This is a genomic window from Streptomyces sp. NPDC102270 (assembly GCF_044766405.1).
Classification (GTDB): domain Bacteria; phylum Actinomycetota; class Actinomycetes; order Streptomycetales; family Streptomycetaceae; genus Streptomyces.
The window spans coordinates 36,526-51,120 of sequence record NZ_JBIWLX010000003.1 but is presented as its reverse complement, the minus strand read 5'-3'; the positions used below and the strand labels follow the sequence as shown (position 1 = coordinate 51,120).

15 protein-coding genes are annotated in these 14,595 nt (G+C 71.0%); 8 read left to right on the top strand and 7 right to left on the bottom strand.

Annotation, left to right across the window (positions count from 1 at the left end; all coding sequences use genetic code 11):
• The first annotated feature begins 23 nt into the window (after nucleotides 1-23).
• Nucleotides 24-1,259 (top strand): PQQ-binding-like beta-propeller repeat protein, encoded by a 1,236-nt coding sequence (locus ACIRP7_RS05575; RefSeq protein WP_403654371.1) that lies wholly within the window; start codon nucleotides 24-26, stop codon nucleotides 1,257-1,259.
• Between the two features lie 12 nt (nucleotides 1,260-1,271).
• On the opposite strand, the gene ACIRP7_RS05570 is transcribed toward ACIRP7_RS05575, so the two are convergent.
• From ACIRP7_RS05570 to ACIRP7_RS05560, 3 genes are all read right to left on the bottom strand, one after another.
• Nucleotides 1,272-3,416: a putative bifunctional diguanylate cyclase/phosphodiesterase gene (locus tag ACIRP7_RS05570; protein ID WP_403654369.1), complete on the bottom strand. Its 2,145-nt coding sequence runs from the start codon at nucleotides 3,414-3,416 to the stop codon at nucleotides 1,272-1,274.
• Entirely contained in the window at nucleotides 3,413-4,234 is an 822-nt protein-coding gene (locus tag ACIRP7_RS05565; RefSeq protein ID WP_403654367.1) for an SAM-dependent methyltransferase, read from the bottom strand. Before ACIRP7_RS05565 ends, ACIRP7_RS05570 begins: the two co-directional genes overlap by 4 nt.
• A 284-nt stretch (nucleotides 4,235-4,518) precedes the next feature.
• A complete protein-coding gene (locus ACIRP7_RS05560) occupies nucleotides 4,519-5,487 on the bottom strand; it encodes an SCO0930 family lipoprotein (RefSeq protein ID WP_403654365.1) in 969 nt (322 codons plus the stop codon).
• Nucleotides 5,488-6,264: 777 nt separating this feature from the next.
• Here ACIRP7_RS05560 and ACIRP7_RS05555 point away from each other — a divergent pair.
• The 3 genes from ACIRP7_RS05555 (at nucleotide 6,265) to ACIRP7_RS05545 (ending at nucleotide 7,921) form a co-directional block, all read left to right on the top strand.
• Nucleotides 6,265-6,396: a hypothetical protein gene (locus ACIRP7_RS05555; protein WP_393597641.1), complete on the top strand. Its 132-nt coding sequence runs from the start codon at nucleotides 6,265-6,267 to the stop codon at nucleotides 6,394-6,396.
• Between the two features lie 21 nt (nucleotides 6,397-6,417).
• A complete protein-coding gene (locus ACIRP7_RS05550; protein ID WP_403654363.1) occupies nucleotides 6,418-7,182 on the top strand; it encodes a DUF4239 domain-containing protein in 765 nt (254 codons plus the stop codon).
• Between the two features lie 205 nt (nucleotides 7,183-7,387).
• Nucleotides 7,388-7,921, top strand: coding sequence for a hypothetical protein (locus tag ACIRP7_RS05545; protein WP_403654361.1), 534 nt, complete (start codon nucleotides 7,388-7,390; stop codon nucleotides 7,919-7,921).
• A 66-nt stretch (nucleotides 7,922-7,987) separates the two neighbouring features.
• On the opposite strand, the gene ACIRP7_RS05540 is transcribed toward ACIRP7_RS05545, so the two are convergent.
• Nucleotides 7,988-8,479: a hypothetical protein gene (locus tag ACIRP7_RS05540; protein WP_403654359.1), complete on the bottom strand. Its 492-nt coding sequence runs from the start codon at nucleotides 8,477-8,479 to the stop codon at nucleotides 7,988-7,990.
• Nucleotides 8,480-8,812: 333 nt separating this feature from the next.
• Here ACIRP7_RS05540 and ACIRP7_RS05535 point away from each other — a divergent pair, with 333 nt between their 5' ends.
• A complete protein-coding gene (locus ACIRP7_RS05535) occupies nucleotides 8,813-9,484 on the top strand; it encodes a class F sortase (RefSeq protein ID WP_403654357.1) in 672 nt (223 codons plus the stop codon).
• A 39-nt stretch (nucleotides 9,485-9,523) separates the two neighbouring features.
• Here the strand turns inward: ACIRP7_RS05535 and ACIRP7_RS05530 are convergent, their stop codons facing one another.
• Nucleotides 9,524-10,393 (bottom strand): polysaccharide deacetylase family protein, encoded by an 870-nt coding sequence (locus ACIRP7_RS05530; protein ID WP_403654355.1) that lies wholly within the window; start codon nucleotides 10,391-10,393, stop codon nucleotides 9,524-9,526.
• A gap of 319 nt (nucleotides 10,394-10,712) precedes the next feature.
• Here ACIRP7_RS05530 and ACIRP7_RS05525 point away from each other — a divergent pair, with 319 nt between their 5' ends.
• Nucleotides 10,713-11,174 carry a universal stress protein gene (locus ACIRP7_RS05525; RefSeq protein WP_037716497.1) on the top strand — a complete coding sequence of 154 codons (462 nt, stop codon included), beginning with the start codon at nucleotides 10,713-10,715 and terminating at the stop codon, nucleotides 11,172-11,174.
• 85 nt (nucleotides 11,175-11,259) lie between these two features.
• Here ACIRP7_RS05525 and ACIRP7_RS05520 read toward each other — a convergent pair whose 3' ends face one another.
• Complete coding sequence (locus ACIRP7_RS05520; RefSeq protein WP_403654352.1) at nucleotides 11,260-12,075, bottom strand: alpha/beta fold hydrolase; 816 nt, start codon at nucleotides 12,073-12,075, stop codon at nucleotides 11,260-11,262.
• A 72-nt stretch (nucleotides 12,076-12,147) separates the two neighbouring features.
• Between ACIRP7_RS05520 and ACIRP7_RS05515 the strand changes: the two genes are divergently transcribed.
• Nucleotides 12,148-12,624: a MarR family winged helix-turn-helix transcriptional regulator gene (locus ACIRP7_RS05515; RefSeq protein ID WP_403654350.1), complete on the top strand. Its 477-nt coding sequence runs from the start codon at nucleotides 12,148-12,150 to the stop codon at nucleotides 12,622-12,624.
• Between the two features lies 1 nt (nucleotide 12,625).
• Here the strand turns inward: ACIRP7_RS05515 and ACIRP7_RS05510 are convergent, their stop codons facing one another.
• Nucleotides 12,626-13,774 carry a CapA family protein gene (locus ACIRP7_RS05510; RefSeq protein ID WP_403654348.1) on the bottom strand — a complete coding sequence of 383 codons (1,149 nt, stop codon included), beginning with the start codon at nucleotides 13,772-13,774 and terminating at the stop codon, nucleotides 12,626-12,628.
• Nucleotides 13,775-14,006: 232 nt separating this feature from the next.
• Here ACIRP7_RS05510 and ACIRP7_RS05505 point away from each other — a divergent pair, with 232 nt between their 5' ends.
• The gene (locus ACIRP7_RS05505; RefSeq protein WP_028809221.1) at nucleotides 14,007-14,552 is read left to right on the top strand and encodes a sigma-70 family RNA polymerase sigma factor; all 546 of its coding nucleotides are present in this window, start codon (nucleotides 14,007-14,009) and stop codon (nucleotides 14,550-14,552) included.
• Nucleotides 14,553-14,595 lie beyond the last annotated feature (43 nt).

Here is a 14,595-nt window from a genome sequence, read left to right as displayed (position 1 = left end):
TCTCGAACGGGGGGTGGGCGGGGATGAAGCGGCGGATCGTTGCGGTGGGCGCGGCACTGCTGGTGCTGGTGGGGTGCGCGGGGAACACCGCGTCCGGCGGGCCGAAGAGCCCAGCGGGCTCGTCACCGTCCGGCGCCTCGGGGCCGACGGTGGAGCTGACCTCGACGTCCGTCTCGGGCCCGTGGCGGGCGTGGACGGCGTCCCTCTCCAGCCGGGAGGCCCACGGCAGTTGCGGCGCGACGGCGCACCAGGTGGTGTGCGCGACCGACTCCGGTGGATTCGTGGGGCGTTCGCGGGCCAACGGCCGTATCACCTGGACCGTGCCCGCGGGCGACCGCGGCAAGAGCGCCGGACTGCTCGTCGACGCGGCCGACGAACGGGCCGTGACCGGGGTCGCGGGCAGGCTCCGCGCGGCGAACCTGCGGACGGGTGCGCAGGCGTGGACCCATCGACTGCCCACCGGCCGCGCCTACTTGGCCCTCGGCGCTGCGGACGGGGTCGTCTACGCCCTGCACGCACCGGATCCCTTCACCGGCACCGCCGCCGTCCTCGACGCCGTTCGCGCGTCCGACGGCAGGGCCCTATGGCACCGGACCGTCGGCTGGAGCACGGGCGAACCCCTGGCCGCCTTCGGGGGCCGCGTCTACACGGCCGACGGCACCCGGCTCACCGCCCGCGACGCCCGCACCGGCGCCACCCTCGCGGTCAGCCCCACCGGCGTCGAGTGCCCGCACCTCGTCACCGGTGGCCACTACCTGGTCTGCACCGGCAGCCCGTTCTCCGCCGGGGACACCTTCGCGCGGATGCGGCGCCTGGATCCGGCGACGCTGAGGCCGCTGCCCACCCCGAGGAACACGATCGACAAGCCGGTACGCGGGGTGATCTCCGACGACGGGGTCCTGGTGCTGTACGAGGCCGGCGCCGAGGACACGAGCGCGGGCAACTGGTTCGCGTACGACCTCGAGAACGACCGCAGACTGTGGAGCACGTACGCCACCGAGGCGGACGCCGACGTGGCCGACGGCCGGTTCGTCACCTTCACCCCCGTCAACGACCGCACCACGCGGGGCCGCGTGATCACGATCGACCTGCACGCCGGTCCGCAGGGGACCGGAACCGCCGCGCCCCGCATGTCCGCGGCGTACTCGCAGACCAGAGGCGGCGAATACCCCGTGATCCTCGCGCCGGGCGGGGACACGGGCCACATCGTCGTCATGGCCCGCACCCACGGCTCCCTGCGCTCGCTGCCGCTGCCCTAGCAGTGGCGGGACTCAGCCCGCCGCGTCCACCAGGGCCAGCTGGTGCAGCCGCTCCGGCGGGCCCGGGCGGGCGTAGTACCAGCCCTGGGCCGTGTCGCAGCCCAGTATCCGCAACTGCTCGGCCTGGGCCCCGGTTTCGACGCCCTCGACCGTCACCGCCAGGTTCAGGCCGTGGGCGAGGGAGACGATCCCCTCGACGATCTTGAGGTCGACCGGGTCGGCGGGGAACTGCTGCATGCTCCGGGTGAAGGAGCGGTCCAGCTTGAGGACGCTGACCGGGAGGCGGCGCAGGTTCGCCAGGTTCGAGTAGCCGGTGCCGAAGTCGTCTAGGGCGATGTCGACGCCCATCTCGGCGAGTTGGCGCAGCGGTTTGAGCAGGTCGTCGTCGGCGCCGATGAGGGCCGACTCGGTGACTTCGAGGCAGAGCGCGTCCGGGTCGACGCCGGCGCGCTCCAGGATGTCCACGGTGTCCTGGACCAGGCCGGGGTGGGTGAGCTGGCAGGGCGAGAGGTTGACGTTGATGCGGAGCGGGCCGCCCGCCGTGTTCTCGCCGTACCGTTCTCGCCACTCGCGGGCCTGCCGCACCGACTGCTCCAGGACCCAGCGGCCGAGCGGCACGATCAGTCCGGTGTGCTCGGCGAGCGGGATGAACCGGTCGGGGCCGAGGACGCCGTGCTGCGGGTGCAGCCAGCGCACCAGCGCCTCGGCGCCCCGGACGCTGCCGTCGCCGAGGTGCACCAGCGGCTGGTACTCGATGAAGAACTCGCCCCGCTCCAGGGCCGCGGGCAGCTGCGTGGTCAGCCCGTGCCGGGTGATGGCGCGGGCATCGGCCTCCGGATCGGCCAGCTCGAAGCGGTTGCCGCCCGCCGACTTGGCCCGGTACATCGTGATGTCGGCGCTGCGCAGCACCTCCGCGGGGCCCCGCTCGCCCGCCGGACCCTCGACGATGCCGATGCTGCCGCGGACGGTCAGCTCCCGGCCGTCGATACGGACCGGGGCGAGCAGCACGTTCATGATGCGGGCCGCGAGGTCGTCGACCTCGCTCTCGGTGTCCGGGCCGGTGGTCAGCGCCACGAACTCGTCACCGCCGAGGCGGGCGACCATCTCGCCCGGCGCGGTCGCGCAGGACTGGAGCCGGTCGGCGACCTCGACGAGCAGCCGGTCGCCGGCCGCGTGGCCGAGGCTGTCGTTGATGGTCTTGAAGCCGTCGAGGTCGAGGTAGCACAGGCCGAACCGCTGGCCCTCGCCGGCGCTGAGCGCCTTCTCCAGGCGCTCGAAGAACAGGGTGCGGTTGGGCAGCCCGGTGAGGGCGTCGTGCGTGGCCTCGTAGCGCAGCCGGAGGTTGAGCAGCCGGCGCTCGGTGGTGTCCTCCATGAGGGCGAGCTGGTACTGCGGGGCGCCGTCGGCGTCGCGCAGCAGGGAGACCGTCAGGTTGGTCCACAGGACCGTTCCGTCCGGGCGGTAGAAGGCCTTTTCGAGGTGGTAGTGCTCGCGCTCGCCGCGGACGAGTTCGTCGTAGAGCTTCCAGGTCTGCGGCGCGTCCTCGGGGTGGGTCCACTCCTGGACCTTGCGACCGCGCATCGTCGGGTCGGTGAGGCCGAACATGCGCAGCAGCGCGCCGTTGACCTGGAGGACGTTGCCGTCCAGGTCGGCGATGCCGATTCCTATGGCCGCGCCCTCGAACACCGCCCGGAATCGCGCCTCGGTCGCGTGCAGCGCCTGTGCCACCGCGCCCTGCGCCTGCAGGGCGGCCTGCGCGATGGCCTCCTGCTCGGCCAGCGTCCGCTCGCGCAACGCCTGCGCGAACCCGGCGGCCATGGCGTGCTGCAGACGGGCCGACCGGGACCGCAGGTCCTCGCGGTCGCCGTCGCCGCCGCAGTAGAGCACCAGATAGGCGTCGACGCAGTCCAGGGAGCGGCTCAGCGCCTCCGGGTCCGTGCAGTGCGCGTCGACGAGGGCGGCGCCGATCGCCCGGCCCTCGTCCGTGTCGACGGTCCTGGCCGCGAGTGCCCCGCTCAACCGGCGGGCCAGCGGCAGCAGTTGTTCCTCGAACTCCGGCCGGGTCGCGGACGTCGAGGTCACCGGGAACACGGCCCGGCTCCAGATCGTCGCGAACCGGCGCAGTCTGTCCTCCGGCCCGTCCGGCTCGGCGATCACGCGGAACGCCCCACGCCGGCGAACCCCGCGAAGGCCCACGGATCCTCGTCGTCGGGGTTCCAGGTCGCCGAATCGGGCCGCCACCGCGGCGGCGACACCAGTCCCGGTTCCACCATGTCGTACCCCTCGAAGAACCGCGCGATCTCCTCGCGCGAGCGCATGATCAGCGGGTTGCGAATGTCCTTGTACACGTCCACCGCGCCTTCGGCCCGCTCCGGCGGAAGCGGCATTCCCTCGTACGAGGCGTGCGTGAGCACCAGCAGGCTGCCGGGCGCGAGCGCGTCGCGCAGTTCGGCCACTGCTCCGTACGGGTCGTCCGCGTCTTCCACGAAGTGCAGTATGGCAACGAGGAGCAGCGCCACCGGCCGGTTCAGGTCGATCAGGCCCTGGACCTCGGCGTTCGAAAGGATCTCCTGGGGCTTACGGAGGTCCGCCGCGACGACGCCCGCGTCCGGGTTGCCCTCCAGGACCGCCTGGCTGTGCGCGACGGCCACCGGGTCGTGGTCGACGTAGACGACCCGGGCGCCGGGGCGGGCACTCTGGGCCACCTCGTGGACGTTGCCGAAGGTCGGAATGCCGGAACCGATGTCCAGGAACTGGGTGACGCCCTCCTCGGCGGCGAACCGCACCGCCCGCCGCAGGAACGCCCGGTTCGCCTGCATGGTCTTCGGCAGCCCCGGCGCGTGCTCCATGGCCCGGCGGGCGGCCTCCCGGTCGGCCTCGAAGTTGTGCGAACCGCCCAGGTAGAAGTCGTAGATACGCGCGACGCTCGGCACCGAGATGTCGATGTTCCGGGGAGCCCAGGCGGGACGCTCCATGTATCTCTCCAAGGCGTAGGCGATCCGGTGTTCGAGCTGAGGCTACTGATCGCCCGCCAATGGAGCGAGCGGAAACGGAAATTGACCGTCCGTTCCCGGTCACTGCCTGCGGCACGTGCCGCTCGGAAGCGGCTGCCGATTCTTCACGAAACGTAGGCGCCGCGCTCCGGAGAGTTCCGGAACGGGCGCCGAATCGCGGGGAGTTGCGGGAAATGACGGCAAACCGGTCCGACCCCTCCGTGCGGCGCGGAGAGGTCGGACCGGTGGATCGGGTGGGGCCGGTGTCACTTGTCGGAGACGCCGACCATCTTTCCGTCGGGACGGACGGCGTACCAGGTGCCGCCGACACCCTGGCCGTTGGTGTCACCGGGCTTCTTGTCGGCCGCGAAGGTGTAGATCGGCGAGCAGTTGACCGTCTGCTGCCTGACGCCGTCGGAACGGGTGAAGCTCATCAGGCCCTTCTTCTGGACGCCCTTGGTGTCGTTCGTCGACACGGGCGCCACGACCGGCCACTTCTCCAGGCAGGCCCCGGTGCAGTTGGAGACCGGCTCCGGCCAGGCCTTGTCCTTGGCGAAGCGGTAGACCGTCATGCCGTTCTTGTCGACGACGATCTCGCCGAGGCTCGGGTCGTTGCGCGTGGACAGTCCGGGCAGGCTGGCGACCGACGCCTTCTTGCCCGTGGGCGCCAGCGCGTACCACTTGCCGCCCACGCCCTGGCCCGTCAGATCGCCGGCCTTGGTGTCCTTGGCATAGCGGTAGGCGGGCCAGCCGCCGATGGTCAGCTGCTTGCTGCCGTCGGCCCGGGTCACCTCACCGAGCAGCGCCTTGTCGATACCGGCACCGGCCGAGGCATCGTCCGCGGGCACCGGCGGCCAGGCCGTGGCACAGTCGCCGTTGCAGTTCGACTTCGGCGGCTCGGCGGTGTCCTCGTCGAAGCGGTAGAGGGTGAGACCGGTGGCATCGGTCAACACGTCCCCGAGCTCGGCGTTCGCGGACACCTGCAACTTGCCGGCCGAGGCCGACTGGGCTCCCAGATTCCCTTGGCCGATCGCGGTCGAGCTCGCCGTGGGGCTGGCACTGGTGCCGGTCCCGAGACCGGAGCCGACACCGCCGTAGCTGCCCGCCGCGGCGGTGGCTCCGACGTTCTGGCTGCCCACCGACGAGCCGCCGCTTTCCTGACCGCACGCCGTCGTCAATGCCAGCACCGCCGCGGCGCTTGCCACGAGTGAGGCGCTCCGCCAGGAGGTCTTCATCGTCAACTCCCCAAAATTCAAAAGGGTGTTGCAGCGCCCTGCTGCGCCGCCGCACGACAATGGGTACGCACCGGAGCAGGGGTTGTGTTCAACCGTCCCGCATATTTCTTTTCGGACGCTGTGACCACACCCGCCTCGGACCGCACAGACATACGCCTCGCCGGACGGACGAACGCCCAGGATTCAAACATCGGGCGATCTTTTATCCCTCCTTCGGAGCAATCTCTTCGTGCCCGCGCGTGACACGGTGCGCCAGGCCTCATGATCTGCGTCGTGCATCGACCCGAATCGCCCCAATCCGCCATTGCCATACGTGTGTTGGCCCTACTGGCCTTGACGTGGGCGCTCATCGGCCCCACGGCCCGGGTCGCCGAGGCGGATGCCTGCGCCTACGCCTCGGTCGGTCCCGACGGCGCGGAGGTGGTGGCGGTCGCCGGAAGCCTCACGTGGCCCACTCCCCCGCCCTGCCCGAAACCGGCACCCACGCCCACCCCGACGCCCACGCCCACTCCGACCCCCACACCCCCAGAGCCCCCTTGTACTCCGACGCCCTCCCCCGACCCCACCCCGAAGCCACCTCCCGCGCCGAAGCCCCCGAAGCCCAGGCCCACCCCGACCCCGCAGCCGCCACCACCACCCCCGCCGCCCGCACCGGCGCCACAGCCGGCGCCGCCCCGGGCGCGGCCGGCACCACCCCCCGCGCCCACCCCGACCCCCACTCCCACCCCGACGCGGACGCCGCCGCCCAGCCCGGCACCGGGCCCCTCCGCGCCCGCGGTGGCCTACCCGGCGTACCACCATGCGAAGGCCCCCGACCGGCCCACGCACAGCACGACCTCGCCCGTGATCTACGTCCTGCTCATCACCGCGCCCGCGGTGGTCGCCGTGGCCGCGCTGCGGCCCCGCTAGTGCCGACCCTGGAGGCATCCCTTGCCGGAATGGCTTGTTCTCATCCTCGCGATGCTGGCCGCGTGCGCGGTGGTGGTCGTCATCACGCTCATCCGCCACAAGGCGGCGCCCGTGGACGAGGATCCCAGCGAGACCCCGGACGTCATCGAGTACATGACGATGTGGATCGGGGTGGTGTACGCCATCGTCCTGGGTCTGGCCATCGCGGGCGTGTGGGAGGCCCGCAGCGCCGCCCAGGACCACGTCCAGACGGAGGCCCAGGCGCTGCACGAGATCTCGGAGCGGGTGCAGGTCTATCCGTCCGACGTCCGTGACCGCATTCGGGCCGATGTCAACGCCTATGTCGGACACGTTGCCACGACGGAGTGGAAGGAGATGGCCGACCACCGCCGTATGACCGAGCGGGGCACCGAGCTCCTCGACCGGATCCGTACCGACGTCACCTCCTACGAGCCGAAGAGCGACTTCGAGGCCCAGGCCTACCAGCCGCTCGTCGACCAGGTGGCCGCCGTGGACCAGGCCCGCAACGCCCGCGCGGACTCGGTCGAGCCCACCATGCCAGGGGTGGTCTGGTTCGGTCTGCTGGGCGGAGCCGTCGTCACCATCGGGATGGTCTTCGCGCTGCAGATCCGGCGTACGGCCCGTGAGCTGATCCTGGCCGGCCTGTTCTCCGCGCTGATCGCCTTTCTGCTCTTCCTGATCTGGGACTTCGACGCGCCCTACAGCCGTGGCATCACGGCGTCGGCGGAGCCGTTCTTCGCCCTGTTCCCGGACATCAAGGGCTGACGGCCTCTCACGGGAGGACCGCAGGGGGACGTCCGGTGTCCGACACGCCGTAGGCGTCCCCCGAGCGGCCCACACGGATGCCCCATTCGGAGGGACAGCGATCGCGCGAACGCACACCTGTTCCTAGCGTTTCGGTCATCGAGGTGCATTTCTGACTCAGGCGGAAAAGATCCGCGGCTGCTCCTCGGGTACCGGAGGAACCACCATGCGCGCGATACGCCTCGCTTCGGCCGCACTGTTGGGCGTGACCGCCCTGACGTTCTCCGCACCGGCCGCCGTGGCGACGGGCGACACCACCATCACACCCTTCGGCTTCAGCGTCCTGCCCTCGACGGTCTCCGCGGGCGACCAGGTGACGTTGTTGCTGGAGCGGAACCACGGCGGCTGCAAGGGCTCCGCGACCGTCGCGTCGGCGGTGTTCGACACCGTCATCATCCCGCCGCACAAGAGCCAGGCGACGGTCGTGGTCGACTGGGACGCCAAGCCCGGTGCCGTCTACAAGGTGACGTTCACCTGCGACGGCGTGAGCGGCTCCACGGTCCTGACCATCGCAGGCGGCCACCCGCTCACTCCCACGCCCGTGCCGCTCAACCCCGACCGGGGTGTGCACGCCGGTGAGGGCGGCAGTTTCGCCGGGTTCGACGTGAAGGAACTCGGCATGGGGGCCCTGCTGATCGCGGGGTCGGTCGGCGCGGCGTACCACTTGTCCCGACGCCGCGCCGGCGACGACGGCGCCTGACGGCTCTTCCGGCCGCACAGGGCTCCGCCCCGGTCCTCTCGGAGTCCGGGGCGGAGCCGGTGGAGATCAGATGTGCCTCTCGGACCGCCTGCGCATCCAGAACACCCCGCCGCCGACGACGGCCAGGGCCACCAGCCCGCTCCCGATGGCCATGTCGGTCGGGGTGGCCCCGGAGGAGCTGCTGCCGCCGAGACCACCCTGGACACCGCCGATGACGGTGAAGGCTGTGGGATTGATCACGGTGCCGTTGCGGCAGACGACGCTGATGCTGTGCGATCCCGGACGGGCGTTCCGGTTGACCGTGGCGCGTCCCGTCGCCAGGTTGCCGGCCCCCGTCCGCAGCCGGATCGTCCGGAAGGCGTCCGAGCTCGCGGTGGCGTTGCCGGTGCAGTTGTTGACGGTGATGGTCAGTTGCCCGCCCCGGGCGATGACGTTGGGAAGGGCGACGACATTGCTCGGGCTCAGGTTCATTCCGTCCCGCGCGACGGCCGCCGGGGCGGTGAGTCCGAGCACGGCGACCGCGGCGCCTGCGGCCGCCAGGGCACGAGTAGTACGCATGTGAATCCTCCGCGGGAGACGCCCCGGGAACGGTCCCCGGTGGATCGGCGAGAAAACGCCTCCCAGACAGACCCTCAGATGCTGTGCGCAAGCCCGCATTTCGGCGCTGGTCCGTACGGCGGAGAGGACACGCCGAACGAAAAGCACACAATCGGATATCTCTGCAGGTCACGGACCGTCAGAAAATTCCTGTTCACGGCAACTCGGATGGCGCACCACCCGCGTTCGGGGGCCACCCGTTCGCCGCGGTCCCGTCGCCGGTTTCGCGCGCGGGACTTAGCGTTCTCGTATGCGCGAATGACGAGGCGACGGCCGCGTCGAGAGGGGAAGTCAATGTCTGCGTCCGAGTTGGCCGGGCTGGCCGAAGAGGAGGAGCAGCGGAGGAAGCGCGCTCCCTGGGGCGTGATAGCGCTTGTTCTGCTGACCGGCCTCGCGCTCATTCGGAATGGTTCGGGGGAATTCGACGTCGGTCCGCCCCAGCCCGCGTCGGCGGCCGCGGCGGACAGCCGGGTGCACGGCACGGTCTTCGACAACGCCCCCGCTCCTCTGCCGTTCGCCGCGCCCGACCGGGTCTCCATCCCGGCGATCCGGGTCGACGCGCCGATGGTGCCGGTCGGCCTGGACCCGAACGGCTGGGTCGGCGCGCCACCGCCGGAGGACCCGAACCTGGCCGGCTGGTTCACCGGCGCGGTGTCCCCCGGCGAGAAGGGCACCGCGGTCGTCGTCGGCCATGTCGACAACAAACAGGGCCCCGCCGTGTTCTACGGACTCGGGGCCCTGAAGAAGGGAAATCGCGTCGAGATCAGGCGCCAGGACGGAAAGACGGCGATCTTCGAGATCTACGGCATCGAGGTCTTCGAGAAGAACAATTTCCCCGGCGACCGTGTCTACGGTTCCAAGGGAACCCCCGAATTGCGGGTGATCACCTGCGGAGGCGGTTTCTCCAAGCAGAACGGATACGCGGGCAACGTCGTCGCCTTCGCCCGCCTGGTCGAGGTCCGCTGAGCGTTCCCCGACCGGGCGGGCGCGTTTTCGGCTGTACGTCTATACGTACTGCCGTCGCGGGACGGTGATGTGATAGCCGGAATCGATGAGCTGCGGCAGATAGGCGCGCAGCGCCCGGACACTCTGGGAGCGGTCGCCCCCGGCGTCGTGCGAGAGCACCACGACGCCGGGGGCGGCGCCGTGCTCCACCGCGCCGACGATGCGGCGGGTGCCCGGGGTGGTCCAGTCGAGAGTGTCGACGGTCCAGGCGAGGGGTTCCATGCCGAGTTCGGCGCCGAGTTGGAACGCGGCCCGGTTCCAGGCGCCGTAGGGAGCCCGGAACCATTCGGGACGCTCGCCGTAGGCGTCCTCGATGACGTCGCTGGTGCGTTCCATCTCGGAGCGGATGCGGGAGCGGCGAAGCCGGGTGAGCAGCGGATGGGACCAGGTGTGGTTGCCGACGATGTGTCCCTCGTCGGCCATCCGGGCCAGCAGGTCCTGGTTGTCGACCGCCATCTCCCCGCACACGAAGAACATCGCGCGGACGTCGTACTCGGCCAGCGTGTCCAGGATGTGCGGGGTGTAGCGGGGGTCGGGTCCGTCGTCGAAGGTCAGCACCATGGTCCGGCCGCGTCCGGACACCTTCAGCAACGGCTCGTGGCGGACGAGCGTCTTCCTGGGGGCGGTGTGCGGCGGGCCGTATCCGGTCAGGGGCTGGAGGCGGTAGGCCGAGGGCTTGAGCGCGCGGTGGGCCGGTGGGCCGGCGGCGGGCGGCGCCGGCCGGACCGGCTCCTGGCCCGAGAGTGCCGCGTGCACTCCGGCCGTGCCGGCGGCCCCGACCGCGGCCGCGCCGACCAGCAGGGCCCGGCGCCGCGTGAGCACCGCCGTCGCCTTCGACGACAGCCGTGTGAGCAACTGATCCTTCGTCATGACTCATCAGTCGCCCGGCAGAGCGCCGACGCACCTCAGCAACACCGGTGCGGCTCCACGAATACACCCGCACGGCCCAGCGCAGACGCTCCGGGCGGCATGGCGGAACGTCAGGAGGACGTCGTGGAGGGGCCGGAGGGGCTTCGGCCCCGGCCTCGTCCCCTCCGTCGAGGCCGGGCGCCGAGGGCGGCGGCGGGCTTCGGTGCTGCCCGTTCGCGGCCCGCCCTCCGGGTGCCCCTTTTCCGCAAAGCTTGCGCACCGATGTGGACGGGGGTCCCGTATGCCGCCCGGACCTGCGGCTTCCGATAGCCTCACAGCCGTGACGGAACAGCACTCGCACCAGTTCGAGCGGGGCACGGACGGGCCCAAGGTCATCGTCGTCGGCGTGGACGGCTCCGACTCCTCGCTCCGCGCCGCGGCCTACGCCGGGGGCCTGGCCCGGCGGCAGCACGCGCTGCTCGCCGTGGTGTACGTCCAGCCGGTGATCGCCTCGGGGGCCGCGCTCGGGGCTCCGGTCGCCGAGACCACGGACGAGATCGCCGAGGACCTGGTCGCCCAGATCCGGCTCGCCACCGAGCAGAACAAGGGGATATTCGATGTGCGCTGGGAGTTCCACACCTTCCGCGGCGACCCCTACAGCGGGCTGACGAAGGCGGCCGACGAACTCAAGGCCGACGCGGTGGTCGTCGGCGCCTCGGAGCAGGCCGGCCACCGGATCGTCGGATCCGTCGCGGTACGGCTGGTCAAGGCGGGGCGGTGGCCGGTGACCGTGGTGCCGTAGGCCCGTTCGGGGTCAGGCGAGCGCGTCGAGCGGGCGGACCCCGGCGTCGAAGGCCGGTTCGCGCATTGTCGCCGTCGGCGGGGCGTCAGAGCGAGCGCAGGAAGTCCAGCACGATCGCGTTGAACTCCTCGGGCTTCTCCAGGTTCGGGAAGTGCGAGGTGCCCTCCACCACGACCGAGCGGCCATTCTGGGCGGTGGCCGCGAAGCGTTCCGCGTCGACGAGCAAGTCCGGCGAGTCCAGCGCGCCGTTGACGGTGAGCACCGGGACGTCGATCTTCGGGACGCGGGCCCAGGTGTCCGTCATGGGCACGTGCCAGTTCCGTTCGCCCGGCGTGTGCTTGGAGATGGTGTGCAGGGCCATCTCGCGCAAGTGGTCGAGGATGCGCGGGTCGACCTCGTCCGGCGAGCGGAACGGACCGCCGGCGCCCGCGAGGAACACCTTCAGCCAGCCCTCGATGTCGCCCGAGTACAGAGTTCTCTGTGATTCGGCCACGATCTTGCGGGTCCACTCTTGGGTGTACTGGAAGTCGCTGACCGAGGACCCGCTCAGCACGATCGCGCGGACCAGTTCCGGATACTCCATCGCGGTGTCCCCGGCGACGGCCCCACCCATGGAGACACCGACCAGGACCGCGGGCCCCGCGTCCAGGTGCCGCAGCAGATCGGCGAGGTCGTCGGCCCAGCGGAAGGGCTTGGTGGCGTTGGCGGTCCAGCCGTGGCCGCGGACATCCACCGCGATGACGCGGTACTCGGCGGCGAGGGCCGGTGTCTGGGCCTCGAAGAGGCGGTGGTCGACATAGCCGGAGTGCAGCAGGACCACGGGGTCCCCGGTTCCGGTGTCGCGGTAGGCGATGTCCCCGTCGGCGGACGCGAAGAAGCTCAGTTCCGAAGCAGCTGTCATGACAACCAAGGTGTCATGTGTGAGAAGCTTTGACAACCCAGTTGTCATGATGAACCGGTGCATGATGATCGGGTGAAGGACATCGACGAACCACTGCCCCCCGACGATCTCGGCCACCGGGTCAGCGAGGTGTTCGACCTCGTCGGCGCGCTCTACCGACGCGGCCTGCGCAAACTCGAGCAGGACGAGGTGGCCGGAGGGGTGTCCGTCGGCGTGCGTTCCGTCCTCGTCCTGTTGCACCGGTACGGGCCCATGACGGTTCCTCAGATGGCTCGGCTCATGGCGCTGACCCGTCAGTTCGTGCAGCGCATGACCAATGAGGCGATGGACCGGGGCTGGGCCGAGGCCACGCCCAACCCCGCCCACCAGCGGTCCTCGCTGATCCGGATCACGGACGAGGGCGTGGCCGTCATCACCGCGATCCTCGCCCGCGAGCACGCCCTGAACCGGCAGGTCGGCGGCGGCCAGCTGACTGATGCCGAACTCCAGGCGTGCGTACGGGTGTTGAAGGAGATGCTGCGCACTTTCGACCACGTGGACGTGGACTGACCTACCGGCCCATCGTGAGCCCGTCCTTGCCCGCGCCCCGGCTCAGCACGACCTCCCGGATGCGGTCGCGCACGCCGCTCAGATCGGCGCCCTGCGCGATCGCCTCGTTGAGGTTCACCACCCGGCCGGCGTCCACGTCGAACATCTGCGGCACGAACTCCGCCTTCGCGACCCGCCAGCGCTCGCCGGGCCGGGCGGGCGGGGCGAACGTGAAGCGGCCGAGGGTGGACTGGTTGCCGCGTGGGTCCTGGGCACCCTCGTGGTTGAACATCTCGCCGGCGATCTGGTCGCCCATGCCGTAGACCACCCAGGTGCCGTTGACCTTCTCGTACGCCTGCGGGACATGGGCGTGGGTGCCGAGGATCAGGTCGACGTCGGGTCGTGCGCCGGTGCGGGCGGCGGTCAGGTCGCGGGCCAGGGCCAGCTGTTGCTCGTCGGGCGCGTCCTGCCACTCGGTGCCCCAGTGCAGCGAGACGACGACCACGTCGGCGCCCGCCTTCCGGGCGGCCCGCGCGTCCGCCAGGATCCTGTTCCCGTCCATCAGGTTCACCGCCCAGGGCTGCCCCTGGGGCAGCGGGAAGCCGTTGGTGTCATAGGTGTAGGCGAGGTGGGCGACCTTGGCCGGGCCCGCGCGCAGGACGGTGACCGTACGCGCCTCGCCCTCGGTACGGGCCGAACCGGCGTGCCGTACGCCCGCGCGGTCCAGGGCGTCGAGAGTGCGGCGGATGCCGTCGGCGCCGTCGTCGAGGCTGTGGTTGGAGGCGGTGGAGCAGCCGTCGTAGCCGGTGGCGGCGAGTCCCTGGGCCACCTCCGGCGGTGACTTGAAGGTCGGGTAGCCGGTGTAGTCGCCGTTCGCTCCGTAGACGGTCTCCATGTGACACAGCGCCAGATCGGCGCGGGAGACGACGGGCCGGATGCCGGCCAGCATCGGGCGGAAGTCATAGTCGGCCCCGCTCGCGTCGAAGCGGGCCCGGTCGATGATCGAGCTGTGCGGCAGGACGTCACCGGAGGCGACGAGCGTGAAACCGCGCGCCGCGGCGGCGGGCGGGGCCGGGCGGCCGGGTGTCTCGTGGCCGTGCGCCTGGCAGGCCGCTCCTCCGGCGAGAAGGGCCGTGAGGGCCAGGGCAACCTGCCGTCTGCGTGCAATCATCAGCTCACCCCACTCAGGTCATATTTACTGACGAATAGGTATGAGCTTGTCCGTGTCCCCAAACGGCCCGGCCGCCTTGTTGACCCGTCCGGGGCGGAAGGGACGCGGAACGGATGCCGCCGGGACGCGGAAGGGACCGTTCACCGAACCGTTCGTCGACGCGATCGACCGTCCGCCGCAGATCCTTGTGCGTGCCCTGTCCCCCGGCCCCGCGCTGGGGTGCCATACGGCCATGACGGCCGGAACCACCCTCACGAACGGGACGACCGCCGAGCACGAGCTCGCCGCACTGCAGCGGGAGCACGGCCGGCCCCTCTTCGCGCTCCTCCTCCGGCTCAGCGACGGCGACCGGCAACGCGCCGAGGACCTGGTGCAGGAGACCCTCGTGCGCGCCTGGCAGCATCCCGAGGCGCTGCGCGCCGACGACTTCGACTCCGTACGGCCCTGGCTGCTGACCGTGGGACGGCGACTCGCGATCGACGCGCGGCGAGCCCGGCAGGCGCGTCCCGCCGAGGTCGGCGACGCGGTGCTGGAGAACGCGCGGGTGTGCGCCGATCACGCCGAGCGGGCGGCCGCCGCCCTCGACGTACGCGAGGCTGTGAAGACACTCACTCCGGAGCACCGTGAAGTCCTGGTGCTGGTGTATTTCCAGGGGGCGAGTGTGGCGGAGGCCGCCGAAATCCTGGGGATTCCGCCCGGTACCGTGAAGTCCCGCGCGTACTACGCGCTGCGCGCCCTGCGCCGGGTGCTTCCGGGATACGCGGCCGACCTGCGGTGAAACCAATGGGAAAGTCAAACCTCCGTAAAGCGCCTTGCTGAGG